This is a genomic window from Solemya velum gill symbiont (assembly GCF_002020255.1).
Taxonomy (GTDB): Bacteria; Pseudomonadota; Gammaproteobacteria; order Chromatiales; family Chromatiaceae.
In genome coordinates, this window is sequence record NZ_MPQG01000001.1 from 137117 (window position 1) to 163798 (window position 26682).

Annotated in this window: 23 protein-coding genes; 6 read left to right on the forward strand and 17 right to left on the reverse strand. The window is 50.8% G+C overall.

Translation table 11 applies throughout. From position 1 onward, the window contains the following. Nucleotides 1-3 precede the first annotated feature (3 nt). The 4 genes from BOW06_RS00630 to BOW06_RS00645 form a co-directional block, all read right to left on the reverse strand. The gene (locus BOW06_RS00630) at nucleotides 4-801 is read right to left on the reverse strand and encodes an ion transporter (RefSeq protein ID WP_043118318.1); all 798 of its coding nucleotides are present in this window, start codon (nucleotides 799-801) and stop codon (nucleotides 4-6) included. A gap of 83 nt (nucleotides 802-884) precedes the next feature. Further along, nucleotides 885-1754 (reverse strand): ABC transporter ATP-binding protein, encoded by an 870-nt coding sequence (locus tag BOW06_RS00635; protein WP_078454361.1) that lies wholly within the window; start codon nucleotides 1752-1754, stop codon nucleotides 885-887. Nucleotides 1755-1766: 12 nt separating this feature from the next. Then, complete coding sequence (locus tag BOW06_RS00640) at nucleotides 1767-2771, reverse strand: ABC transporter permease (protein WP_043118810.1); 1005 nt, start codon at nucleotides 2769-2771, stop codon at nucleotides 1767-1769. Nucleotides 2772-2837: 66 nt separating this feature from the next. Next, on the reverse strand, nucleotides 2838-4244 hold the full coding sequence (locus tag BOW06_RS00645) for a CmpA/NrtA family ABC transporter substrate-binding protein (protein WP_052132305.1): 1407 nt from the start codon (nucleotides 4242-4244) through the stop codon (nucleotides 2838-2840). Between the two features lie 312 nt (nucleotides 4245-4556). Here BOW06_RS00645 and BOW06_RS00650 point away from each other — a divergent pair, with 312 nt between their 5' ends. Further along, nucleotides 4557-4928, forward strand: coding sequence for a hypothetical protein (locus BOW06_RS00650; protein WP_043118315.1), 372 nt, complete (start codon nucleotides 4557-4559; stop codon nucleotides 4926-4928). A 120-nt stretch (nucleotides 4929-5048) separates the two neighbouring features. On the opposite strand, the gene BOW06_RS00655 is transcribed toward BOW06_RS00650, so the two are convergent. Then, nucleotides 5049-6245, reverse strand: a complete 1197-nt coding sequence (locus tag BOW06_RS00655) for a tetratricopeptide repeat protein (RefSeq protein ID WP_043118313.1) — start codon at nucleotides 6243-6245, stop codon at nucleotides 5049-5051. Between the two features lie 150 nt (nucleotides 6246-6395). Here BOW06_RS00655 and BOW06_RS00660 point away from each other — a divergent pair, with 150 nt between their 5' ends. From BOW06_RS00660 to BOW06_RS00675, 4 genes are read left to right on the forward strand one after another with little or no spacing between them, the layout of a single operon-like run. Next, nucleotides 6396-7712, forward strand: coding sequence for a glycosyltransferase (locus BOW06_RS00660; RefSeq protein ID WP_052132304.1), 1317 nt, complete (start codon nucleotides 6396-6398; stop codon nucleotides 7710-7712). Nucleotides 7713-7753: 41 nt separating this feature from the next. Further along, nucleotides 7754-8680 (forward strand): glycosyltransferase family 2 protein, encoded by a 927-nt coding sequence (locus tag BOW06_RS00665; RefSeq protein ID WP_052132303.1) that lies wholly within the window; start codon nucleotides 7754-7756, stop codon nucleotides 8678-8680. A 19-nt stretch (nucleotides 8681-8699) separates the two neighbouring features. Beyond that, the gene (locus BOW06_RS00670; RefSeq protein WP_043118311.1) at nucleotides 8700-9857 is read left to right on the forward strand and encodes a DUF2264 domain-containing protein; all 1158 of its coding nucleotides are present in this window, start codon (nucleotides 8700-8702) and stop codon (nucleotides 9855-9857) included. After that, on the forward strand, nucleotides 9850-10728 hold the full coding sequence (locus tag BOW06_RS00675) for an O-fucosyltransferase family protein (RefSeq protein ID WP_052132301.1): 879 nt from the start codon (nucleotides 9850-9852) through the stop codon (nucleotides 10726-10728). Before BOW06_RS00670 ends, BOW06_RS00675 begins: the two co-directional genes overlap by 8 nt. A gap of 56 nt (nucleotides 10729-10784) precedes the next feature. Here the strand turns inward: BOW06_RS00675 and BOW06_RS00680 are convergent, their stop codons facing one another. From BOW06_RS00680 to BOW06_RS00690, 3 genes are all read right to left on the reverse strand, one after another. Further along, complete coding sequence (locus BOW06_RS00680) at nucleotides 10785-12686, reverse strand: histidine kinase (RefSeq protein WP_078454362.1); 1902 nt, start codon at nucleotides 12684-12686, stop codon at nucleotides 10785-10787. 57 nt (nucleotides 12687-12743) lie between these two features. Next, the gene (locus tag BOW06_RS00685; RefSeq protein ID WP_143555828.1) at nucleotides 12744-13907 is read right to left on the reverse strand and encodes a TIGR03032 family protein; all 1164 of its coding nucleotides are present in this window, start codon (nucleotides 13905-13907) and stop codon (nucleotides 12744-12746) included. Between the two features lie 129 nt (nucleotides 13908-14036). Further along, nucleotides 14037-18191, reverse strand: coding sequence for an autotransporter outer membrane beta-barrel domain-containing protein (locus BOW06_RS00690; RefSeq protein ID WP_078455115.1), 4155 nt, complete (start codon nucleotides 18189-18191; stop codon nucleotides 14037-14039). Nucleotides 18192-18318: 127 nt separating this feature from the next. Between BOW06_RS00690 and BOW06_RS00695 the strand changes: the two genes are divergently transcribed. Continuing rightward, nucleotides 18319-18507, forward strand: a complete 189-nt coding sequence (locus BOW06_RS00695) for a hypothetical protein (protein WP_078453554.1) — start codon at nucleotides 18319-18321, stop codon at nucleotides 18505-18507. 56 nt (nucleotides 18508-18563) lie between these two features. Here the strand turns inward: BOW06_RS00695 and BOW06_RS00700 are convergent, their stop codons facing one another. From BOW06_RS00700 to BOW06_RS00735, 9 genes are all read right to left on the reverse strand, one after another. Continuing rightward, nucleotides 18564-19910 (reverse strand): porin, encoded by a 1347-nt coding sequence (locus BOW06_RS00700; protein ID WP_078454364.1) that lies wholly within the window; start codon nucleotides 19908-19910, stop codon nucleotides 18564-18566. Between the two features lie 237 nt (nucleotides 19911-20147). After that, a complete protein-coding gene (locus BOW06_RS13015) occupies nucleotides 20148-20315 on the reverse strand; it encodes a hypothetical protein (protein WP_179115099.1) in 168 nt (55 codons plus the stop codon). Continuing rightward, nucleotides 20315-22051, reverse strand: a complete 1737-nt coding sequence (locus BOW06_RS00705) for a nickel-dependent hydrogenase large subunit (protein WP_043118301.1) — start codon at nucleotides 22049-22051, stop codon at nucleotides 20315-20317. Before BOW06_RS00705 ends, BOW06_RS13015 begins: the two co-directional genes overlap by 1 nt. A 23-nt stretch (nucleotides 22052-22074) precedes the next feature. Next, nucleotides 22075-22533, reverse strand: coding sequence for a hypothetical protein (locus BOW06_RS00710; protein ID WP_043118298.1), 459 nt, complete (start codon nucleotides 22531-22533; stop codon nucleotides 22075-22077). A 41-nt stretch (nucleotides 22534-22574) separates the two neighbouring features. Beyond that, a complete protein-coding gene (locus tag BOW06_RS00715) occupies nucleotides 22575-23837 on the reverse strand; it encodes a (Fe-S)-binding protein (RefSeq protein WP_143556053.1) in 1263 nt (420 codons plus the stop codon). Beyond that, on the reverse strand, nucleotides 23831-24490 hold the full coding sequence (locus tag BOW06_RS00720; protein WP_043118294.1) for a hypothetical protein: 660 nt from the start codon (nucleotides 24488-24490) through the stop codon (nucleotides 23831-23833). The genes BOW06_RS00715 and BOW06_RS00720 overlap by 7 nt, the downstream gene beginning before the upstream one ends. 24 nt (nucleotides 24491-24514) lie before the next feature. Continuing rightward, the gene (locus BOW06_RS00725; RefSeq protein ID WP_043118293.1) at nucleotides 24515-25612 is read right to left on the reverse strand and encodes a hydrogenase small subunit; all 1098 of its coding nucleotides are present in this window, start codon (nucleotides 25610-25612) and stop codon (nucleotides 24515-24517) included. Between the two features lie 2 nt (nucleotides 25613-25614). After that, entirely contained in the window at nucleotides 25615-26067 is a 453-nt protein-coding gene (locus BOW06_RS00730; protein WP_052132300.1) for a hydrogenase expression/formation C-terminal domain-containing protein, read from the reverse strand. A gap of 66 nt (nucleotides 26068-26133) precedes the next feature. Further along, nucleotides 26134-26643, reverse strand: coding sequence for a HyaD/HybD family hydrogenase maturation endopeptidase (locus BOW06_RS00735; RefSeq protein WP_043118291.1), 510 nt, complete (start codon nucleotides 26641-26643; stop codon nucleotides 26134-26136). Nucleotides 26644-26682 lie beyond the last annotated feature (39 nt).

Here is a 26682-nt window from a genome sequence, read left to right on the forward strand (position 1 = left end):
CTGCTAATGCAGGTCTTTGCCACAGTGCGGGCATTTTGATTCAGCAGATTTAGCGTGGCTCTTGTTAATTGCCTCGACAAATCCCGCACTCAGAATACCGGTTGGCAAGGCAACAATACCTATGCCAATAACTGCGATCACTCCACCAAAAAACTTCCCCATCGCAGTTAGTGGGTAGACGTCTCCATAACCGACTGTTGTCAAGGTTACAACCGACCACCAGATTGCAGCAGGAATACTCGAAAAGACCTCTGGCTGTACTTCATGTTCGGCGTGATACATTAGTGCTGCCGATACAATCAGCATAAACATCAGCAAGATCGTTGACAGGGCCAACTCTTCTGTCTTGTCCTTGAATACCCCGCCAATGAGTGAAGAAGCACGCGAATACCGAACCAGCTTGAAGATACGGAGTATCCGCAGCAATCGGAATATACGAACAATAAGCAGATCTGCGCCAAGCAGTGGAAGGAAAAACGGAAGGATTGCGATCAAGTCGATCAGAGGCAAGGGATGAGCTGCAAATCTCAACCTGCCGAAAAATGGCTTTGCATAGCGTTCACTGACGTTGCACGACCAGATTCTTGCAATATACTCAACTGTGAAAATCGCGACAGAGAATGCCTCGAACCAGAAAAACAGATCACCGTATTTGCTGTGAATTGAGGGGACACTATCTAATATCACCATAGTCACATTGGTGATAATCAATACCATGAGGCAGATATCAAACACCCTGCTGACATGATCACCAGGCTTGGCGGACTCGACTATCTCCCAGGTGCGTTTTTTTAATTCCATACCCTTCTATTCCCACGTGCAAGTATTCATCTGCAATGAATAATGTTGCACATCTGGGAGATAGTGTCGAGTGCCACGAAGAATCAGGCAGCGTCTTCCTTGCCAACCAGTTCCAGTTCCGGGCCCTTGTCAGGCTTCTCTTCAGCAACTTCAGGTTCAACATCTGCAGGATTACGCTGACGCTCATAAAGAAACTTGAGAACTTCATGGCGGTAATGGTTGTACTCTTCCGATTCGGACATGGAGACACGTTCACGCGGTCTCTCCAGTTCAATCTTCAGGATATCGCCAATGGTCGCAGCAGGTCCGTTGGTCATCATGACGATCCGATCTGACAACAGTACTGCCTCATCGACATCATGCGTAATCATAATGACCGTGTTACCAAGATCCGCATGAATCTCCATGAGGGAGTCCTGCAGATGCGCACGCGTCAGTGCATCAAGCGCACCGAAAGGCTCATCCATTAACAGAACCTTTGGTTCCATCGCCAGTGCACGTGCGATTCCGACACGCTGCTTCATGCCTCCGGAGATTTCACCAGGGCGCTTGTCCATCGCATGTTCCATGTGAACAAGTTGCATGTTGTGTTCGATCCATTCCCGCATCTCCGCTTTTATCTTGCTTCTTTTAAAAACCTGCTTGACGGCAAGCTCGACGTTTTCATAAGCGCTCAACCATGGCAGCAGTGAATGGTTCTGAAATACAACGGCACGTTCCGGTCCCGGCTGATCAACTTCCTTTCCATCCAGCACGACACCGCCCTGGGTCGCCTGATGAAGACCGGCAACAATATTCAGCACAGTTGATTTGCCGCAGCCGGAGTGGCCGATAAGTGAAATGAATTCACCCTTATCAACATTCAGATTGACGTGATTAAGAGCACGAAAGGGACCGTTTGGTGTCGGGAAATCGATACAGACATCGGTTAGTTCCAGGTGTGAAATAGTCATGATAATTTCCTGTTAGCGCAGTACTGCAGACTTGTCCCATGAAGCGCCTTTCTGCAGCGACAACATGATGCGATCAAGAATGAAACCGATAAATCCAATCACCAGTACGGCGACCATGATGCGGCCAAGTGAATTTGAACTGCCGTTCTGGAATTCATCCCAGACGAACTTTCCGAGCCCCGGATTCTGAGCCAGCATTTCGGCTGCGATCAAAACCATCCACGCAATACCCAGCGACAGGCGCAGGCCAGTAAACATCATCGGTATTGCCGATGGCAGTACGATTTTGAATATGTGCGTCCACCAGCCAAGGCTCAGCACCTTGCTGACATTGAGAAGATCCTTGCTGATACCGGCGACGCCGACAGCAGTATTGATCATGGTGGGCCACAGGCAGCACAGCAGCACTGTCAGCATTGAAGTAATAAATGATTTTGAGAACATCGGATCACTGCTGACATAGACAGCACTGACCACCATGGTCACCAGGGGCAGCCATGCAAGCGGAGAGACCGGTTTGAACAACTGGATGAGCGGATTGATTGCACCATACAGCGTCGGACTCAGACCAATCAGAATGCCAACCGGTATCGCGATTGCCGAGGCAAGAAGAAAGCCTGTCATTACCGTGACAAGGCTTGTCACTATCTGGTCAAGAAATGTCGGCTTGCCAGTGTAAGAGCGAATCTTGACTTTCGCATCCGGGTTTTTGGCCAGCTTCTTTTCGTTACGCAGTCGCTGACGCTCGTAGAATGCCTCGGCTTTTTCCCGCTCTTCGTTATGTTCTGCAACGAGGTTGACGGATTGCTCCCAAACCTGCACAGGACCGGGAAAAGCACCCAGCGAGGTAACGATTCGTGGTGCTGTGCCTTGCCAGATCGCCAGGAACACGGCGATGCCTATCAGCGGCACAATCAGGCTGCGGCCAATAATCGTCAGCTGCTGTTTCGGGTTTTCGCCCTTGAGCAGCTTGATGACAGGTTCCAGCCAGCCGGTTGTTAATTTCAGGAGTTTCATTGTAGCCCCGTTAATCTCTTTTAAACTGTTGTGTGACTGCTCCATCCATGGAGCATGGATTTCCTTTTACTTGATGACTTCTTCGCCCTTCAGGCCAATGCTGAATTTCTCCAGGTATTCATTCGGCTTGGTTCCGTCGAATGTCACCTCGTCGATGAATTCACTCTGTGGAGCACGAAAACCGGTTTCAGTAGCAAAGTCGGGGAACTCGTCTGCAGACAGAGTGCCTTCTTCGATCAGCGCTTCAGCCGCTTTCTGGTAGATGTCTGGACGGTAAACACTCTTCGCAGTCTCCATGTACCAGTCGTCGCTCTTTGGCTCGGCAATCTGTCCCCAGCGACGCATCTGGCTGAGATACCAGACAGCATCAGAGTAGTACGGATATGTTGCGAAGTAGCGGAAGAAGACATTGAAGTCAGGCACTTCACGCTTGTCGCCCTTCTCATACTCGAATGTGCCGGTCATTGAGTTCGCGATAACATCTGCATCCGCACCAACATATTGAGATTTGGAAAGGATCTTCACAGCCTCCATACGATTGGCATTGTCGTTCTCATCAAGCCACTTGGCTGCACGCAGCATCGCCTTGACTACACGAACAGTGGTGTTCGGGTATGTCTCGGTAAACTCTTTTGTCATACCGAAAACTTTTTCAGGATTGTCTTTCCAGATTTCGTAGTCGGTGATGACAGGAACGCCGATACCCTTGAAGACAGCCTGCTGGTTCCAGGGCTCTCCAACACAATATCCGTAGATGGTTCCTGCTTCGAGTGTTGCAGGCATCTGTGGAGGTGGAGTGACCGATAGCAGTGCATCCGCATCGATCTGACCGGTGATGTCGCCTTTTGCAGGTGCATAGTAACCGGGGTGAATACCACCAGCCGCCAGCCAGTAACGCAGTTCGTAGTTATGCGTCGAAACAGGAAAAACCATACCCATGTTGAATGGCTTGCCTTCCTTTTTGTACTCCTCGACAACAGGCTTGAGGTAATCCGCCTTGATCGGATGGACAGGCTTGCCGTCCTCTCCCATCGGAACATGCGCCTTCATCTTTTCCCAGATCTCGTTTGAGACCGTGATGCCGTTACCGTTCAGATCCATCGATAGTGGCGTGACAATGTGTGCCTTGGTGCCAAAGCCGATTGTGGCAGCAAGGGGTTGACCGGCGAGCATGTGCGCACCATCGAGTTGCCCGTCAATCACGCCGTCGAGCAGGACTTTCCAGTTTGCCTGTGCTTCCAGCGTGACATAGAGGCCCTCATCCTCGAAATACCCTTTTTCATAGGCGATTGCCAACGGCGCCATGTCCGTCAGCTTGATGAAACCGAATTTCAGTTCCTCTTTTTCAGGCTCCCCTAATTCCGCCATAACACTGGCAGGAAGCAGGCTGCCGCCAAGCAACAGGGCTGAGCCCACTGCGAGTGCTGCCTTCTTAATAAAGTGCCTGCGGTTGGATTTATTACTGATAACCATGTACTGATCTCCAATATTGTGAAAATAAACTCTGTTAGAGATCTCTAATGCATGTAGCGTGCCAACATGGAAATTAACCGCTATACAAGGCTTTCTGCTGGAGTTGACAATGACTTGAGGATGGTGCGCCGCACCAGAATAAACACTGCCCATACCTGGGGCGCACACAAATTGTGCACCCACTGGAGGTATAAGTAATCGTTCCCGATTGGCCTGTGATTAGCCTGAACAAGTCATATTTCTGTCAACGCCTCGTGCGTGCTGGTGTATATTCGGCAGACACTGCCAATCAATTCTTATGGAGAGCAGCAGATGCGTTTCTTACATAAACCCATTGCGACTGCGATCATTCTGATCATGATGATGACTGCAACCGAGGCCGGGGAAGCGGACGTTGTTGATGTAAACGTCTACAAGACACCAGGCGGCTTATACACTTTCCATGTCAGCCTGCTGCACGGGGATACAGGCTGGGATCATTATGCAAACAAGTGGGATGTTATCGATAGTGACGGCAATGTTCTGGGCACCAGGGTACTGCACCATCCGCATGAGAATGAGCAGCCATTTACCCGTAGCCTGGCAGGCGTCGCGATTCCGGAAGGTGTCCGTTCGGTCACCATTCGTGGCTATGATTCAGTTCATGCTGACGGCGGCGTAACAATGAGCGTAAAACTACCATAATCTTTTTTTACTCATCATCCCGCGAATGCGGGGATCTGAATATACATAATTTACAGCACCAGGGACTCCACCAAGTTCCGTGACCGCCATGGATGGCCGAAAAATAGTGAACTCATCGAATCAATTCTTGGCTTTCCTCTCCTCAAGAATTCTCGACACCCGCAATTCAACCTCTTGCGCGGCTTTCTCTTTGCCCATCTCACGGTAAAGATCAGCCATCCCTTCCAGCGTTGAGGTAATCTCGTCATGTTGGGGTCCGAATGATGATTCGAAAATAGCCAGTGAGCGTTCGAAAAGTGGTTCCGCCCGTTTATGCTTGCCCTGGTCGACATAGAGAACGCCGAGGTTATGCAGTGTTATGGCAACCGAGGGGTGTGACTTACCGAGCTTCTTTTCCTGAATTCTCAGTGCACTTTTATATTGCGACTCCGCCTTGCGATATTTGCCTTGTTTACGATAGACAGAAGCCAGGTTACTCATAGCTGTCGCTACATCCGGGTGATTCCTGCCAAGTGCTTTTTTTCTGGTCTGCAACGCTTTTCGGAACAGCGGTTCAGCCATATCGTAACGTTCCTGGCTGAAATAGAAGAAGGCCAGGTTGCTCTGACTCGCGGCAACTGAGAGATGATTTTTACCAAGCACTTTCTGACGGATATCAAGCGCGCGTCTGAACATGGGCTCAGCCTGATCGTGCAATCCCTGGGCCTCGTAGGCAACCGCAAGGCTATTCATACTACTGGCGACTTCTGCGTGTTCAGGTCCATACGCCTTCCGATAGATCTGAAGCGCTCGCAGAGAGAGCGGCTCCGCCTTTTTAAATCGGCTCTGTTCATTGTAGAGCGCTGCGAGACTGTCCAGGGCAATCGCCACCGAAGGGTTATCAGGACCGAATAGCTTCTCTCTCATTTTGAGAGAACGCTTGCCAAACTTCTCTGCACGCTTGTAACGCCCCATGGTGCGGTAGAGACTCGATAGATTAGCGAGGCTGTTAGCTACGTCCCTGTTTTCATCATACAACTGCTTACGTAGTGACAAGGCACGCTTGAAGGCAGCTTCCGACTCACTGTATTGGCCAAGGGATTTGTGTATAAGACCGATATTGGTATGAGCACTGGCGACAGCAGGATGCTTCTTTCCCAGTTCATCTTTAGCAACAGACAAGGCTGTTTTGGCAACTGACAGGGCCTTCGGGTAATTGCCCTGGCTGTAGAGCGTGGTGACCACCTTGTTGAGTTGCTGCCACTTACCCTGCTGTGCATGGACTGCAACAGATGCAACCAGCAACATAGCGGCCACGATCATTCTGGTCATCGTCATCAAATTCTCCTGGAGAAGCCTCTCTTGAATTCTGCACAGGGTGAATCCCGTGCAGGCCACCCGTCAGGCTGAATAACAGGATTATATCACCCGTGTTTGATAGAATCCGAAGCATAAAATGATGCCCGAATGCCAAAACCGGTGAGATTGATGAATACATCAACAGATGAAAAAACTCCAACACGTAAACCGAGAATTCTTTGGGCAAATTTCTATTGCCTGATGGACAGTTCGAGCGGGGCCTCCATGGCCGTACGTGAAATGTTAATTCAGTTGGCAAAACGCGGGTATGAAATAGCCATTCTCGGCGCGACTGTTTTCGATGCAGACAAGGGCAAAAGCAAGCTTGCAAAACACGGCGTCTTCAACAAGGACAACCAGGGTAAATTTACCACCATTAGTGACGGAGATCTCAAGCATACATTGCTGATCACCCGCTCGATCGTACGGGGCCAACTTGGCACTGATGAGACCTTCAAGTGGATTTCCCGGTATACCACTGCACTGCACGAATTCAAGCCTGACCTGGTCTACTTATATGGCGGCATGATCAGCGACTGGGATATTGCGGATGAGGCACGCGCACGAGGCATCCCGGTGGCCTTCTATCTTGCCAATGGCAATTACCATGGTACACGCTGGAATCGGGATATCGACCTGATACTGACGGACAGCCGGGCGACAGCTGACATGTACCTTGAGCGCAGCGGTATTCCCGTCACACCGATAGGTGCATTTATCGATCCTGAACCCGTGATTGCGACACAACACGAACGCAAGCATGTCTTGTTCATCAATCCCTCGTGGGCCAAGGGTGTCAGCATCGTCATAATGCTTGCACTGCTGCTCGAAAAGAGTCGACCGGACATCATTTTCGAAGTGGTGGAGTCTCGCGGTAACTGGCAACTCATATTCGATGCCGTTTTAAAGGAGCTTGGCCAGGATCGCAAGAGCCTGGACAACATCGTCATTACATCTCACACGACCGACATGCGTCCCGTCTATGGCCGCGCCAGGCTGCTACTGGCACCCAGCCTGTGGTGGGAAAGTTCAGGACGCATTCTTGCCGAAGCGATGCTCAACGGTATCCCTGCGCTGATTACCGACCGTGGTGGTATGCCCGAGATGATTGATGACGCAGGCTATCAACTTCACCTGCATGACCTGATGCATGAGAAACCTTACACGCGTCTGCCTAGAAAAGAGAAGCTCGATGAAGCTGCCGACTGGATTACCAGCATGTTTGATAATGAACAGCTTTACCAGGAAGAGGTCAAAAAGGCGTATGCAGTAGGAAAACGCCTGCACAGCCTCGAGGCAAGTACAGCAAGATTCGAAGCGGCCCTGCAACCACTGCTCGAGCAGAAAGCAGGGGATGCAGATCTTGTTGAGAATCTGAAATCAACGCACCGACACGGTCTTGCTGATGTACCGGAGTCTCATCAGCAGACATCAGACCCGGCTTAACAGCTAGAATAGATGAAACACTCATAATATCCCGGATAATTATGTCAAAAGTCTCTGTTGTCATGCCAGTCTACAATCGCCAGTCAATGGTGAGTGAGGCGATTGATTCAATTCTGAAACAGGATTACGGCAATTTCGAATTCATCATAGTCAACGATGGTTCAACCGACTCCACCGCCGCGATACTCGCAAACTACAATGATCCTCGCCTGCGAGTCGTAGAGCTCCCTGTAAACAGCGGCGTATCCATCTCACGTAATATCGGAATGAATTGTGCCACCGGCGATTACATCGCGGTGATGGATTCGGATGACATCGCATTTCCAGGCCGCCTTACGGCACAGGTCTCATTCATGGAGGCGCATCCGGATGTACATATTCTTGGTACAGATGCCGTCAAAATCGTAGCCGGGGAAGAGGGCAGAATGAATCATCCGCAGGAGGATGCCGTGATCAAGTCACGCCTGCTTGCGATGGACGGCTCTTCGATGATTCATCCCACGACCATGATGCGTACCGGCTTTCTCAGAATGAACTCCATTCAATACCCCCTGTCCCGCACCGACAGCGATCATGGCCTCTGGATCGAAGCGATGGCTGCAGGTGCAAAGTTTCATCTATTGAAACAGCATCTGCTCACATACAGGCGCCATGACACCAACATCACGGCAGAAACCAATACAAACCTGCGCAGACTCCACTCTGACAAGCTGCAATATCGAATCAAACTCCTGGGGCTATTCTTCCCGGATCTGACACATGCGGAAATGACCGCCATTGCACGCCTTATGGAAAGTGGAAGGTCACTGCAAATTACCGATGCTTGTGCCGGCATAGCTGCAGCCAACAAGGCACAAAAATATACAGTTTCCCGGTATGGGGAATCACGCGAAGTTCTCAGCAATTTGATTCGGCATTTTGCTTCCGCGGGGATACAGGCACTATCCGCTATCGGACAGCGCTCGTGAACGGAAAGAAAAATTCTCTATGAACCAATCCCCCCCTCAACAACAAACACGAAATGAGTGGCTCTCCTTTTTGATCAGGATTGCATCTCCGGTCCTGGAGAATGGTGCCAACGGAACCTTGAAGAAAAATATGCCGGTCGAGGGGCCAGAGCGAGAAAAACGCATAAAGGTCTCGCACCTGGAAGCTGTCGGCAGAACACTTTCTGGTATTGCTCCCTGGCTTGAACTGAGCGGCCTGCAGGGCGACGAGGCCCTGTTACAGTCAAATGCGCGCCAACAGGCACGTTCGACAATCATCTCAATTACCGACAGGAACTCACCGGATTTTTTACCTTTCGATGTCGGGGCGCAATCACTGGTTGATGCAGCCCTTATCGCTTTGGCTATACTGCGTGCCCCACAGTCACTGTGGCTGGAACTGCCTGAAGCGAACAAAAAAAATATTATCGAGGCACTCCTTTCATCACGAAAAATAACACCCGTTTTCAATAACTGGCTGCTGTTCTCTGCAATAATCGAGGCCCTCTTCTGCAAAGCAGGTATCACGTATGATTCCATGCGCATCGAATACGCTTTCAGGCAGATGCTACAGTGGTATGTTGGAGATGGACACTACTCTGACGGTCCGGTTTTCCATGCCGATTATTACAACTCTTACGTAATACATCCGTTTTTACTCGCCACTCTCAATGCAACCTCGCATACAAGGAAGTGGAACAGTCTCGTACCGTTACAACTCAAACGTTCGCAACGCTACTGTGAATTGCTGGAACGCTCAATCTCCCCGGAGGGCGCCATGCCGGCTATGGGCAGATCTCTCTCCTATCGCTGTGGCAACCTGCATGCACTTGGAGATCTCGCATTAGCCGGTCAACTCCCCTCCAGCCTTCCCCCGGAGCAAGTACGATGTGCAATGACTTCGGTCATTAAACGCACCCTCGGGGCAGAAAACACCTTTGATAAACACGGCTGGCTTAATATCGGTTTTTGTGGACAACAGCCCAGTCTTGCAGAATTCTACATTACGACAGGCAGCCTATACTGGTCGACTCTCGCCTTTCTTCCTCTTGGCATCTCCCCGGAATCAACATTCTGGAGCAATCCTGATGTGCAGTTTACAAGCCAGAAACTCTATAGCGGGATAGATATACCCCTGGACAAGGCTGACGATGAGTAAAAAAATCATTGCCATCAGGAGTGATGGCAGGCTTGCAAACCAGATGTTCCAGCTCATGCTCGCATTTGAGCTGAAACAGCTCGTACCGGAAGCGCAAATAATGGGGTTCTCCCTGCCTGAGTGGGGTCTGGCGAGTCAGCCTTTAAAACCGCGTACAATCCAGGGCAACGCACTGCTATTACCCAGGCATCGCTTTGACTTTCACCAGGCTGCAAAAGCCCTGGCAGAAGGATTGGTCAACTCTATTGTTATCGAAGGCTGGGGAATGCGCCTTGAATATTTCGGCTCTCCTTCCCGCTACCAGCAGTTGTTTCAGACGAATACTGACTTCCAGCCACTCTCCGACAAGCAGTTACTCATCAACATCAGGGGAGAAGATATTCTGACCGGGTGGCACCCAAGCTACTACCCACTGGCATATCCATTTTATGAGCAGATAATCGATTCAACCGGCCTTGAACCTGTTTTCATGGGTCAAATCGGTCCGGACAATTACTCATTAGCGCTCAAAAAGAGATTTCGCGGTGCCCGCTTTCTCCGTCAGGGATCAGCAATTTCGGACTTTCAGACGATACGCCACTCAAAACATGTCGTTTTAGGCATCAGCTCCTTTTCATGGCTCGCTTCATGGCTGTCAGAAACAGCGATCAATATTCACCTTCCCGTGGCGGGCTTGTTTGATCCGCGTAGCGGTGAAACAGACATGTTGCCAGTAACAGACTCCCGTTATCATTTCTACGCGGTTGATTTTCCCGATATGCAACAGCGACAGTCACTTGATCTTGAAACATGGGCAAATAGTGCTGATTCAAATCGACTCCTTGCTGTGGATGAAATTAACAGGATGCACCAACTGACTCCGGGTGAATAGAACAACCAGAAGCCTGGTGGTTTTACTCCATCGTCATCAGGCTACACCGGGGCCCGTTATTCTCCTTGCCCACTCATTGCATGAAAGTTGAGCTTGACGACTGTTCCACCATGCGTTGAACGACCGACATCCAGCACCCCGTCCAGCCCACGGGCACGTTCCCGCATAATCGCCAGTCCATGATGATGTTCCAGTTGTTCAACACCGGGCATGCCGACACCGTCGTCTTCGATCAGCAGGGTGACACGGCCTTCATGATCACAATCGATCGACACACAAGCCTCGTTGGCATCAGAATGTCGCACAACGTTGGAAAGCGCCTCTCGAATGATCTGCACCAGGTTGATCTCGGCATTCGGGCTCAGGCGGCAGTTCCCGATCCGGTTTTCAAGTACCAGGTTGATTTCACCACGTTTACGGAAATCCTCTACTGTCTGCTCCAGTGCAGCCTCAAAACCACCCTCACCGAGGCGCAGGCGAAACGTGGTGAGAAGTTCACGCAACTCACCGTAGGCGCTATTAAGTCCGCTGTGCAAACGCTCAAGAATCTCGATACTCTTTTCATCGCCGGCCTGCGGCAATGCATTGCGAAGCAAACTCACCTGTATTTTCAGATATGAGAGTGTCTGTGCCAGTGAGTCGTGCAATTCGCGTGCAATGACACTGCGCTCTTCCATCAGTGCAAGTTTGCGGTTCTGCGACAGTTGCTGCTCACGCTGAATTGCGAGGCTGATATGGTATGCCACCGTATCCAGCAGGCGCTTGTGCCACTCCTCAAGCGACGAGGCCTCATCAATGTCCATCAACAGGACACCATACTGCTCTCCCTTGTCGGCTACCGGCGTAGAATAACGGTAGGCACCGTTTTCTGATTGCGGCTTTATCATGTGTGCATTGCCATCACCGAAACAGCGAACGCAATCACTGCTCTCAATGCACAGGTCATCCGCGGGAAGATCACTCAATGCAGTCGTTGCAAGCCTGAAGGCCTGCTCATCGCCCGGCTGACCCAGGCAGATAGCACCACCCCTCGCACCGATCAGGCGTCCAACCTCATCAACCAGTTGACTCAATACCTTTTCATCGAATGTCTCCACCGACAGACGCCTGCTGACGGTATAGAGCAGTTCCAGTGAACGGTTGCTTCTCTCAAGGTCGGCTGTCTTTCTGGCGACGCGCTCCTCCAACTCTTCGTAGGTATGAGACAGGTCGGCAGCCATCAGGTTGAATGCAGCGCCAAGCTGTCCCAGCTCATCATCGCGCGGGTGACTGCACCTGACAGAAAAATCACCGTGCCTCACTGCACCTGCAGTGGCCAGCAGTTCGCGCATCGGCCTATGCAGATCACGCCTGACAAACAGGAGTACGACGACGACAACCAGCGTCAGGATGAGAACAATCAACTGGATCAGTTGCAATCTCTCGATTTTTGACTCTGCCTCAACTTCCAGTGCGCGCACAAATTGGTGGATAACGTCAACAAAAGGGTCAACTTCTGCAATGTAGGCCTGGCGCAGGTTGGTTAGCCTGTCGGGCGACAGGCGGGATGGCTCGGCAGCCAGCGCCTGGCTGATATACTCGCTTATTAGCGGAGCCAGCACACTCTCCCAACGCTCTACAAGTAATCGATAGGAATCCTGAACCGGTAACGAGGGATTCTTCTGCATCACAGATTGAATTCGGTCACTCGCGAGGCGGTCGCGGAATTCCGATACCAGTGACCGGGTGCGCACACCAGGTGAGAGTACCTCCTCACCGGCAGCAGGTACAAGGCTTGCCACGATACGGTAGGACTGCATGCGTAGTGTACCGGCCTGGTTGATTGCCGCAGCAAATCCTTTCGCGGTCTGCGTTATGATGACCGAGCTACCGATGCTGACTATAGCCAGCGCCAGGATAGCTGCCATGGCAAGACCAAGTCGTGCCTGGAGAGAGTGAATCAGTTTCGAATTGAACATGGCATCAGCTTACCCGATTTGGGGCTAACTGGCATCGGCTGCAACTCCAGGTCCGGTTCAGGCAGTCTCTGGCTCAGGCTCGATTGTAATCAGGGCAAGGGCCTCGGCTGTTCCCGGCCCCACTGACTTGGCACAGATCACATCTGGCATCACTGCAACGTCATACATCTCTGCTACAGGACCATCAATGCGGAACCAGTGCACTACAGCCCCGGTATTCAGGTCAATCACCTGCACACCCGTCCATGGCTCGGAATCTGCTTCCTTCAAACGCCTGTCAAGATCCAGACCTTCAAATCGATCATAACGGGGGCGTGAAAGGCCGACAAAAGCGAAATGGCTGTGAAATGCCAGTCCGCGCACAAATCCAGGGCAGAACGCCAGGGGTTCAAAACTTTTTCTTTCAAGGTTGACGCTGCCCAGTTCACCCGTGCCGGAATTAAGCACCCAAAGCTTGCCATTGTAGAGGCGCGGTGAATGCGGCATGGACAAGCCTTCACAAACAGTCTCGTTTGTCGCCAGATCCATGACGATACCGCCATCTGCACGGCGATCACGCCAGCCATCGATGGTATCTGATTTGCATACAGCCGTGACATAACGCGCTTCGCCATTTTCCATTGCCAGTCCGTTGAGATGGCAGCGGTCTTCGGGGACCAGCTTGGAGATGAATGGTGGGCGCCACTCCTCTTTGAAGCTATGCACATCACTCACGGATGCGAGACAGTTGTACTTGGTATTGATAAACAGAATTCGTCCGTCAGCAGCAAGGCCAACATCATGCGCGTCTAGACTACCGATAAAATAATCCGTACGTGGCACAAAACACTGGGTAAAGGTTTCGTTGATCCACTGACCTTCCTGCAGGATATTCTCCATACGGAAGATATGCCCTACTCCAGCCATGTAGAGACTCTTCTCATGAACGTGCAGACCCATGGCGCGCTTGAAAAACTGCTCATTCACCATCAGGCCACCCTTGGGATTACGTCCGAGCAGGTAAAGACGGCCCGACTGATAGGATGTCATTGCAACGCTGATTTTATGTGACAAAAGGAAATCGGCAAACCCGCCGGACATTGAGTACTTGACCGGCTCCTGTTGCTGTTTTGCATTCTCATCAGCGGCTTGCGCTTTAGCATCTGCCGGTTGTTTCACTTGCTGGTACTCTGATTCCGCACCAGTCTCTTCAGCGACGCCCTCTTTGATCTCTTCAGCCATGCTCTTTATCTCTTAACCTGGTTACTACAGACAATATTCCGATTACAGGATTCTACCCGAATTCTCTCAATAAAAAGAGCGGCACATTTGCATGCGCCGCTCTCTTGCCAGTCAGTTACTGATACAGGATCAGAACTTCATATTGACACTGGCGCTTGCGCTAGCTGCATCAATATCGTCACCAACAGTGACGCTGGCATTCAGCTTCAGGGTAGTTGCCTCGTTCATCTTGTAGGCGAAACTGATACCACCATATGCCGCATCTACATCAGAGTAGTTGAATCCGACATCGTTATTATCGAGAATCATGGTGATATTCACGCTGTCATCTCCGCTTCCACTACGACTCATGTAGCCGATGGTTCCAGTCAGGGCCATTACCGAGGTCCTGTGTGTTACATCCAGGCCACCTCTCAGTTCCGTCACACCGATATCAATGTCATCGACAGTCGCATTGCTGTTCGAATCTTTTTCGGTGTAACCGTCGATTGACTGAGAAACGTAACGTGCACGCAAGTTAGGTGTAACAGTCAGGGTATCGCTCACCATGATCGGCAGCATTACACCGATCTCAGGACTGAACCAGAAACTGTCATAACTGGCATTCGCGAAATCCGTACCGTCATTCTGCAGGTTATCATTGACGAGGCGTGCCTGGTCATGTGACTGCCAGCCTGCATTGAGTGCAAGGTCAAGATAGATTGAACCCAGCTTGGCTCGTCCGTAGATACCACCGAAGATACCATCCTGTTCACTCTCGTAGGACTTGACGGTTGCGATGCCGATATTACTATCGACCTCAAGTTCAGACTTGCCATACCCGAGCATAGCGCCGACTCGCGTCTCTGGATTGAGTTTCGCAGAATAACCTGCAGCAATTCCAGTCAGGGTTGTTTCCTGGTCAAGGGTTGTCACACCGTCACCATCGTAATCGCTTTCGCCTGCTTCAATCGCCAACCAGAGACCACCATCATCCATCGAGGTCATCGGGTCACCGGAAGCCATTCCGGAATCATCTTGCCCCATGCTACCGAATTGCATGCCTGATGCCATGCCGGTAAGATCAGCAACCTGGTTGTGAGCAGCTGCGAAAGCTGTCGGATCAATGGTCGCCCATGTTGAACCACCGCTGTTGGAGTCAGTGAACCATGGTAACGGGCCGTCTGTCATCACGGGGAGGCTTGGGCCATTACTACCACTATCATCAAACGTCCATGCCACAGAGTTGCCTGCGCCTGATGTCAGTGTGACATCCACGTTGGCGTCTCCATCAAGGATGATGTCACCAGCGATGAATCCTGGTGCGCCCAGAATGAGCGTGTTGCTGCCACTGCTGCCGCTGCCACCGCTGCCATAATATTCAGCATCGCCGTAGATACCAATCGCCGTGTCTTCACCAGCAAGGATTGTACCCGTGTTGTTGATCGTGTTATCCCAGGTGTAACTGCCAGAGCCGGATGGAGCTGCTTCACCTACAATAATACCTGAGCCATTGTAGACTTCCATGGAACCTGAGTTGTCGACCGAGTTACCATGGGTGAATATAGTGTTAATAACAGAACCGCTAGCTTCACCCCTGATTGCGATACCGACATTGTCAGCAATGATCGTACCGCTGTTGGTAATCGTGTTATCAGTCAGGTATGCCTCACCACTTGGAGCGTAATTGTCTGCAAAGGCTGATGCCCTGGCTTCCAGCACGATACCTTCCCAGGCATCGATGACTCCGCTGTTATCGACACTGTTGCCAGTGATCTCTGCAATACCTGCTCGTGCTACGTCAGAACCATCAGTATCATCACTAAATCTTTCCGCCCACGCACTCGCATCGGCGTAGAGCAGAATGCCTGTCGAACTTGCACCTCGTCCACCTGCGGTAGTGATGTCACCGCTATTAGTGATGGTATTGTTGGCCACGCTGGCAAAACCGCCAGATGCAGTTGTGCCATCAGAATCTGTAGTAGAGCTACCTGAGAGATCTACATCCGCATCTGCCCATGCAAAAGCTGACAGTTCGATGCCTGATGAGTCCTCGCCATCGGTGCTAATCGTTCCGCTGTTCACAACGTTATTGTTATGCACCTCTGCGGTTCCAGCCATTGCTGTTGCACCGCCACTGGCATCTCCATTACCACCTCCAGATACTGCTGTAGCTTCAGAGTACGCAAAAGCTGAAGCGCTACTGGTCAGGAGGATACCCTGCATATACTGGCTCGGGAAATCTTCACCACTGGTCAGTATATCGCCGCTGTTAATGACGTCGTTGTTATTCACACGTGCAGTACCGCCACTGGCCATACCGAACGAATCCGCACTTGAGCTGCCGCTGGATTGCGCCGTTACGTCACTGTTTGCATATGCCCAGGCGTCAGCTGCGAGAACGATACCCTGCGAGTCTTCACCCATGTAACCGGTGACTTCTATTGAGCCACTATTTTCAACCTGGTTATTATTGACATCGGCATCGCCAGCAAAGGCTAAGCTGTCAGCACTACCTGAAGCATCGCTGAATCCGCCACTTATATCGATATAAGTCTCAGCAGAAGCACTTGCATCCGCATTCAGCTCAATTCCATCAGCGTCAAACAGTACATAACCACCGACGGCAATTGTGTCAGAGCTCGTGTTGGAAACGGTATTGTTATTGACATCAGCAGTTCCAGCAGATACGCCAATTCGCTCTTCATGATCTATGAAGCCACCACTACTAATATAATCATATTCATAAGCATCACCACCGGCATCTGCAGTAAGTTCGATACCGCCGCCAAAGTTATACTGTGCAAATGAACCGATAAAGCCGTGATTTTCTATCGAGTTTGAGTTGACTTCAGCTGATGAACTGCCGCTGAATGGTGTGTAATACCGATCACCGGTACTGGAATCAGCACGCAGGCTGACAGCTGAATCTCTAACCATCCATGCAGAGTTCACCATATCACCGGTACTACTATTAGTTATAGTGTTGCTGTTGACTTCAGTGTCATTCGCGAAAGGTAATCCGTAGCCATCATATTTGCTGAACATGTTGGCCAGGTTGCCATATGAAGCAAGCTTCACTGCACTATCTGCGAACTGATCTTCGCTAGCAAAAACCGTTCCGTCATTGGAGATCATGTTGCTATTAACAGCTACATCACCGGCATATTTAATATCTTCGCCCGCAGCACGCAGTGCGATACCGTTGTATTTGCCTTCAATATTGGCATTTTCGGCATTTGTGATCTCGTTGCTGTTCACCTCGGCATCTGCTCTGGCAAATGGCATATAACCTGAAGCCGCGATGGCATTCATTGATGCGCCACTCAGAAGAGAGTCGCCAGCATAATCATCATTGGTAATACTGTTGCCCTCAACAGACGCGTCTGCATTACCTTGTGGACCACAGCAGCTACTAGAAGTAGCAGCTATGGCTGTCATGTCAATACCGCTGAGCATTCCTCCATTAATATCGCCATCATATGCATTGCTGACGACATTATCATTGACAGTGGCTTCAGCATGAGTGCCTGAAAAGCCTCCCGCGATAGAGAGAAATTGTACGCCGGTATAGTCGGATACAATTCCACCTGAGTTATTGACGCTGTTATTGCCGACTTCAGCTGTAGCTTTGTGAGCGCTACTTCCAGAGACATATGCGAATGAGCCCAGGTGGACAGCTAATGTCCCATCGCCTGAGATAGTTCCGGAGTTTTCTATCAGGTTGTTATCAACTTCTGCATCTGCATCAGTATTATATTCAGCGGCAAATGCTGTGATATGGACAGTACCTTCATATTGAAGGTATGTTCCAGGGGGAGTAATGACACCGGCAGGTGCAACGCCGGTGCGTGCAGTCGGTACTGCTCCGCCGCCACTGCCTTCCATTCTACCGCTGTTTGTAATTGTGTTGTTATGCGCCCTTACATCATCAGGGCCTGGAATGTAACCAACTTCGATGGCTGCTGCCGAACCGGAGACATCGGCATCGTAGCCATTATTAGTGATGGTGTTGCTACTGGCTCCAGAATCACCCCAGAGAAGAACGCCGTATGAGCCGCTGATGTCATCAGCGAAGTACGCATTCACATTGACAAGATCAGAACCATCGTAGTTGTGTGCGTCGACTGGGCCAGTAATCGCAATGGTATCTCCACTACCGTAGCTGAATCCTGCGGTAGCCTGAGGGAGTGTTGCAACTGAAAGAACTGATGCAACAGCTATGGCTGTTGCAGTGCGACGCATACCCTGCAAAGAGTTCGGTTCCACTGATTTATTCTGATTCAACGAAGCTTTATGATTCATACTGACCCTCCGGAGGTCTTGACTCAACTCGTAACTTATTGATTATTCCAAATTAAATGCTTGCACGCATTCCTACCGCAAATACAGCGGCACAATTACATTCAATTTAAGCAGTACCGAACCCTAAATGCAACTACAAATTCATGAAAATCACGTGATAAAATTTGGCCCGTATTCCACCCATGAAGTGATCGAAACCAGTGACAAGCATGGTGCAGGGCAACAACTCAAACAGAAGACCGTTATCATCTTCATCCAGCGCAACGGCCGGAACCGTACTGATAGACCAAGAGAAGCAATACACACGCTGACGTAAAACAAAAACGGGACCCGAAGGTCCCGTTGATTCTTCATCAGGTTGTAAAAAACAACTTAGAAGGAGTGAATCATACCCATTGAGAAGGTATCGTTTTCAGCAGTCAAATGGGCGTCGCCACCGACATCGAAGGGGCCTGCACCATCATCAGTTCCTTGTGCAGAGCCTTTATTTCCAAGATCAGCCTCTTGCATGGTATAGAGCGCATAGACCTTGGTACGCTTGCTGAAGTTGTGCTCCAGGCCGACCGAGATCACTTCCTGCTCGCCATAACGCTCTAGTTTGGCAGCGTCGAGATCACCTGTATAACCGAACGCAGAATAAGTCTCACCAAGATTACTCTCACTCATAGCCAAGGACATATCGCCCTGGCCATAAGCCAGTTTCAGTGCACTATTGCCGAACGTATAAACAGCAGATACCTGCCAGATGTCGATATCAGCTTCCAGTTTCTGGTCATACTCGAAAATTGAGATTGAACCAAAATCCCTTGTACGGTTTTCATAGACACCATTAATGGTCAGATTGTTCATGGTGTAGCCGGCGCCCAAGCGATACTTGTCTTGCTGTCCGGAGGGCAATGTGAAAGAGGAACCATCAAATCCCCAGTTTGTTGAGTGAGTTGGGAGAGACTCATAAGCAGCGGAGAAATAGAGGCCGTTGTTTTCATACATGGCAGCAACAGAATAGGCATCTGCAAGACCATCATGGATATCTTCGTCGATATCAAAACATAAATCGTGGTCTATTATGCAATCGCTATCATCACCCGGAAAAGCACTTGGAACAAATGCAGAATATGACGCTGCACCTTCTCCAGGCACAATTGCAGCTGCGAATGTCAGGCCATTCATGTTGGGACTGACATAAGCAATCGCGTTTTCAGCACGCACATCCTGAAACGAGAACATGTTGGTGGTAAACATGCCGAAATCAGTCGGCGCATTGAAGTCTGCCGCAGTATCAGCAAATGGGTCAAGGCGACCGGTTGACATTTTGTATGGCGTGTCGTGAATACCGTAAAGGAATGTACCCCAGTCACCGGCAAGACCGATGTAGGCGTTGCGTGCACCGCCCCATGCTCCGCCGTCTGCGATGTCATAACCGGTTTCAGCTTTCCAGACCAGGCTCAGGCCGTTTCCAAGATCCTCGGTACCCTTGAAGCCAATGCGCGAGGCGCGGCTATTGACGCCCCACATCTGCTCGTCACCGAGTGGGCCAGAGTAATTATCATCATCGACACGAGTGCCATCTAAATCGACATAATAAGAAACTCCGTAACCCAGGGCTACGTCAGTGTAATCAATCGATGCATGCATCTTGCCGTAGATAGTGACACCGGCATGTGCTGCAGGAATGACCATTGCAGCAGCGATTGATGCAGCCATAATAATTTTTTTCATTTATTTTCCCCTTTGAATACAAACTTCCAAAGACACGGTCAATAAAACCGAATCTGAATAAACCTATTCACATGTGCAAGTATATGCTTAATTCATCGATTCAGTCAACATGAATTTCCCTGTTGTAATAAAACTACAAAAATCTCGGGGTCTAAGCGCTGACAAGCTTTAGATGTAAAAAAAACGGGCGCGACTGATTCAGCCGCACCCGTTTTTATCGTGTTATACGCGAATTTTTCAGCGCTTGTGCCAGGCTACCAGGCCAGCAACGACTGCAATCGCCAGCAACAGCAGAATGTGCTCTGCATGCCAGAAACCATGCATCGCTTCACCCAGGGCATGACCGGGATGCGCCATGGCAGCGCTGCTTCCAAGAGTGGATGCAAGTGTCAGAAGTTTTTTCATCATTTCACCTTTACATTAATCAGTTCATTACCATCCGAGTCACTCACGTGCACTGCGCAGGCAATGCAGGGATCGAAACTGTGAATTGTGCGCAGGATTTCAATCGGCTGCTCCGGATCGTGCAGTTCATGGTTGTCTTCCAGCGCTGCCTCGTAGGCACCAGGCTGTCCTTTTGAGTCGCGCGGGCCGGCATTCCATGTACTGGGAACAACCGCCTGGTAGTTCTTGATGGTCTCGTCCTCAATAACAATCCAGTGAGCAAGGCCACCGCGAGGCGCCTCCATGAAACCGACGCCCTGTGCGCTCTTCGGCCAGGATGAAGGCTCCCACAACACCTCGTTGAAGGTTTTTGTGTCGCCAGCCTTGATATTGGCAACCAGGTCATCGAACCAGCCCTGCATGGCATCGGCGAAGATTTTGGTCTCCAGCGTGCGTGCCGCAGTACGGCCAAGTGTTGAAAAGAGCGCTTCAACCGGCACATCGAGCTTGCTGAGCGTCATGCCGACCAGGTCCTTGGTCTGTTCATGACCTGTTGCATAGAGCATCAGGACGCGTGCCAGCGGTCCGACCTCCATTGAATGGCCTTTCCAACGCGGTGACTTGAGCCACGAGTATGCCTGGTCAACATCGAGGTGTTTATAAGGCGGTTTTGGCCCGGTGTAGTTGAAGGTGGTTTCACCATCATACGGATGCAGCCCGGTATCCTTGCCACCCTCGTAGTCATACCAGGAGTGAGAGACGTATTCATGAATCTCATCGGGGGCGTGCATATCGACCTCGTGGATTTTACTCAGGTCGCGATTGAGAATTGCTCCTGCCGGAAGCATGAAGCCGGAAGGATCTTCCATACCGTTGGACGGGAAGTCACCATAGGTCATGAAGTTGCCCAGGCCCTCGCCACGGCTGCCCCAGTCCTTGTAAAAACCGGCAATCGCCAGCGTATCAGGAATATAGACCTGCTCGACGAAGACCTTCATCTTGTTGATGATCTCCTGCACCTGCGCAAGCTTCTTGGCATTGATGGCAGAATCGGAGTTCAAATCAATCGCACAGGGCACACCGCCGACAACAAAATTGGGATGCGGATTCTTGCCGCCAAAGATCGTGTGCAGGCGTGCCACATCACGCTGCCACTCGAGTGCATCGAGGTAGTGGGAAACTGCCATCAGGTTCGCTTCAGGTGGCAACTTGTAGGCCGGGTGGCCCCAGTATGCCTTGGCAAAAATGCCCAGCTGCCCTGCCTCGACAAAGCCTTTCAGCTTCTTCTTCATATCGGAGAAGTAGCCGGGAGAGGATCGCGGGTAGTTGCTGAGTGACTGTGCCAGTTCGGAAGTCGCCTTCGGATCGGCATCCAGCGCTGATACCACGTCAACCCAGTCGAGTGCATGGAGGTGGTAGAAGTGCATGACATGGTCATGGATGTATTGCGCGCCGCTCATCAGGTTGCGGATCAGATCCGCATTCTTCGGAACCTTGTAACTCAGCGCATTCTCGACCGAACGGATCGATGCAAGCCCGTGTACCAGCGTGCACACACCACAGATACGCTGTGCAAATGCCCAGGCATCTCGCGGATCGCGTCCCTTCAGGATTGTCTCGATACCACGCACCATTGTTCCTGACGAGTAGGCGCTGCCAATCTTGTTGCCATCCATCTCCGCTTCAATGCGCAGATGGCCTTCGATTCGGGTAATCGGGTCAACTACAATTCTTTCGTTTCCGCCGGATGTACTCATGATATGTCTCTCTACTTATTCGCTTATGACTGTAAATATTCAGACAGGGTGTCGTACTGCCACTCATTTTCAGAGTGCGTTTTTCCTGCACTTTGCTCATCATCTATTAACATACTGGTGCGGGCCATGCGACTGCTCATCGCCGCACTCCATACCGGGTTCTTTTTTGCCTGTGCCTGCGGCGTAACCGCAGCAACTGCTGCGCGTGCAACAAAATAACCGGCCTGTTCGGTCCAGTCGCCTTCAGAACCACAACGCGTATGGCTTTCGATGGCTGCTGCCTTTGCTGATTTCAGTGCAGCTGCAAGCTCATCCTGCGAGGCACTTTCATCAGCAGCAACTTTTACCACGCGACCGACTCGCTCGTCAGTTGACAACGACAGAACATGCTCCACAAATTTGGCAGCAATGACTCTCTGCTGTGTTTCGTTCAGATCTTGCAAAGCCTTCCTGAACTCTTCGTCACTGGTTATTTGGTTCATTTTATCTTGCTCCAGAGTATTCGTTTTCAGCAATTAAACCGTTAATCATCGGCCAGGTGTTCAGCCAGCGTCTCTGTCAGACTCATTAACGGAATATCCATTCCATACTCCTCGAGTCCATCTTCAATATGGATACGGCAGTTGGAACAGGCACTGATAATCGCATCAGGCTGGACTTCTTCGAGCTGCGCTTTCTTGCGCTTGAATACCTGTAAACGAACTTCGTCTGCACGCTCGTTGGAACTGACGCCACCGCCAGCGCCGCAACACCAGTTCATCTTTCCGGCATCCGGCATCTCGACAAAATCATCAGCAAACAGGTCAATCAACCTGCGTGGCTGATCAATCACACCCCCACGACGTGAAATCTGACATGGGTCGTGATAGGTAACCTTCTCACTAATCTTGTCTTTAAGCTTGAGGCGTCCTTCCTCGCGAAAGGTATCAAGTACCTCGAGAATATGACGCACCTTGAAACTAAAGGCCTTACCGACCAGGTTTGGTCCATCCCAGCGAATCGCCATGTAGGCATGTCCGCATTCAGGACTGATAACAGTCTTCACTTTCAGCTTCTCGGCCGCATCAACAACTCGCTGTACCAATTCGGCAGCGAGATCACTGACACCGATTTGAATACCTGAATTGGTCGCCTCGAACGCTTCCGAAGAGATTGTCCATGTAGCACCAGCCTTGTCGAAAATTCTTGCAATCGCCTCCATGAATTCCGGGAAATTCATAATTTCCATCGACGAGAGCAGTAGCATGTATTCCGCACCCTCGACATCAACAGGAACCTTCAAACCGGTATCTTCTTCCAGGTGACGAATCTGAGCCAGCAGTGCCGGCAGTTTGACGCCCATGGGGCTGCCGATCTTGATCGAACGGTTGGTTGCACCAATCAGCCCTTCCGGCGCATGACCGGCTGCTGCCATGCCTTCACGGGTCTTACGAATCATTAACGCAATATCGTTACCCACCGGGCAGACCATTGAGCAACGGCCACACAGGGTGCAGTTGTCATACACCATGGTTTCCCACTCTGTCAGCAACTTCTCATCGACCTTCTTGCTAAGCCCGAACATTTTTCCAATGCGGCCCAGCAGGGTGTATTCCGATTTCCATACACGACGCAATGGCTCGGCCTTGGCAATTGGCGTGCTTGCCGGGTTACCGGTTTCCGTCTGGAAGAGACAGGCATCCGCACACATGCCACAGTGCACACAACTGCTGAAAAATGCTGCAACGGATGAATCGACCTGCTGCTTCAGGGCGTTGACTCCCTTCTCAAGTGATGCACTCATGATTGAACCCCCCGATAACCTGAAATGGCGCCGTTGTACCACCTTGCCATAAAGATTGTAAAAACGTGTGTGAGCTTGCTGAATGGCAACACGACCATCAACAGCTCGACACTAAGAATATGGACAGCCAGCAACATTGGACCGCTCATACCGATACGGTGAAAAGCGATGTAACCGGTAATCAGTGGCGCGATGGTCACAAACCAGATGAACAGGTCACCTGGTGTTGTCAGGTAACGCAATATCTTGTTATTGAACCTGTGAACCAGGATTGCGAGCAAGGCGATGATACTGAGAACTGCGACGGCATCAACAATCGGAGTCGGCAAAGCCGGCCAGCCAAGACCTGTCAACTCGCTAATTAACAGGATGTGTGGAGCAAACAGGAAAATAGTCACGAAGAGTCCGATATGGAATATGTATCCGGCAACAATTGTGAATGCCGAACGTTTGAAAGAATCAGACTCAGGTACAGATCGTGACACGATCGTTCGCATACCACTGGAAAATTCACTTCCCTTGGCTTCAGCAAGATTTTTCTTGCGCCCCAACATGAGGATTTCGAATATACGGATTATCACGCCCGCGACAAGAACCACTGTCGCAATCTGAAAACCAGTACCACGTACCCATTCAAGTAATGCTATTTCGTTCATGATTTCTTCTCTTCAGTAGAACCGTTATTTTTCCAGATCTTCAAGAGTAACTTTTTCGTGCGCCTTGTTCGCACTTCCCTTCGTTGCGCGGTTCAATGCACCAAGTGCTACACCTGCTGCTGCCGCACCTGCAGCCGTATAAAGCACGGTCTCTCCAACATCAGCTGTCGGAATCGAGAGTGCCTTGTAGAAACCGCCACCGTCCCAGAACTCGGGCTCAGAACAGCCAAGGCATGGGTGTCCGGACTCGATCGGGAAGCTGGTGCCGTTATTCCACTTGGTGGTTGCGCAAGCGTTGTAAGTTGTTGGCCCCCTGCAGCCCAGCTTGTAGAGACACCATCCCGCTTTCGCACCTTCATCGTCAAAAGTCTCGGCAAAGAGGCCCTTGTCGTAGAAAGGACGGCGATAGCAGCGGTCGTGGATACTCTGCCCATAAAAAGCCTTGGGGCGACCGAGATCGTCGAGTTCCGGCAGGGCTCCAAAAGTCAGGAAGTGGGTCAACACACCGGTGATAACGACCGGAATCGGCGGGCAGCCGGGTACATTGATAATCGGCTTGTCCTTGATCAGATCACTGACGGAGACTGCGCCTGTCGGATTCGGGCTCGCCTTGGGAAGACCACCGTAGGTGGCACAGGTGCCAACTGCGATAATTGCAGCAGCACCCTCGGCCGCTTCCATCAGCATGTCGTAGTTGCTGATGCCTGCAATGGTTGAATAACCGGGATTATCCATCGGGATTGAACCATCAACCACCAGCAGGTATTTACCGTGATTCTCGTGCATCGCCTCTTCTTTTGCCTCTTCAGCCCTGTGGCCCGAGGCTGCCTGCAAGGTATGGTGATAATCGAGCGAGATACTGTCGAAAATGAGGTTTTCTACAGTTGATGCTCCGGCCCTGGTCAGGGATTCTGTACAACCGGTGCACTCCTGAAACGAAAGCCAGATGACCGAGGGCTTTTTCGCATTCTCAAGTGCCTCGGCGATCATCGGAATCATTGCCGGCGACATCGCCATCATTGATGCCGTGGTCGCACAATATTTCATAAAGCTGCGTCGCGATACACCATGACTGCGCAGAACATCACCAAGGGTCTTCTCTTTATCGCTATGACTTGCCATGCTTATTTCTCCACCGCTAGCTTGTTACTTGTCTGTTTTTCCTGCTGTTCATCCTCAAGGCGAAGAGCGAGACGCTCACTTGCCTCGGCTACATCTTCTGCCTGTGAACGAAGGATTTCTGGCATCCTGGTCACTTCAATGAATCGACCGATAGTCTCCTCATTTTCGTTGTAATGGGTGACTACCCATACTCCGCTGTATTCTGTTTCGACCACATCGCTTGAACCCAGCACATTGAGTCTTGCCACCACTTCACCAAGACCGAGGATTTCCAGGATTCGATCCTCTTCACCTGGTGCAAGGGGAATGCTGCGCAGATCAATCACCGAGGTTTCATCCTCAGTCGCGAGACGCTCCAACGCATGTTTCACTTCGTGCAGCAAGGGCTCGACATTCCACGTCAGCTGATCACTGGCCTGGATGTTGAAATGAATAACTGAATCTGTTTGGTCCATTACAATTTTATCCTTGCACTGAAATCGTTATATCTATCTGTCGGAACAATCCTGATGAAAGATTCTTTAGGCAACTGTCGCCACTCTCTCTTCGCCTGATGGATGCCACTGCTCTATCAGAGTGACCGCTTCGTCCCGGGCCTTGTCGATTCCCGCGCGTACAACATCTGATGGTTCCATGCCCCATTCGATCGTCTCAGGCTGGATTCCAATCAATGCGCGATGCTCAGGCATGTGTCCGGTGAGTCGTGCGATATCAATCAGGTCAAGCAGGGCCACCTCGTGTGCACTGCGTCTCGCACGGCCCAGAAACTCATCCATCTCCTCACCGACGAAAGCGCTCACACTGCCGGCAGGCTGATGAAGTTCAGCGGCGTCAAAAACGATAAGGTTGTTGCACTCTTCTATATAGGCAGCCAGCGTGAAGCTGAGTGTTCCGCCATCAAGGAAGGTTAGATGTGGTGTATCGGGATAGAGTGATTCAAGATGGTTAAGGGCGTGGATACCTGCACCCTCATCAGTAAGGAGGGTATTGCCGACTCCGAGTATCAAGGTAGTTTCTTTGTCAATAGACATGAATTCAACTCTTGCCCTTAACTTATAGTTATATGATAC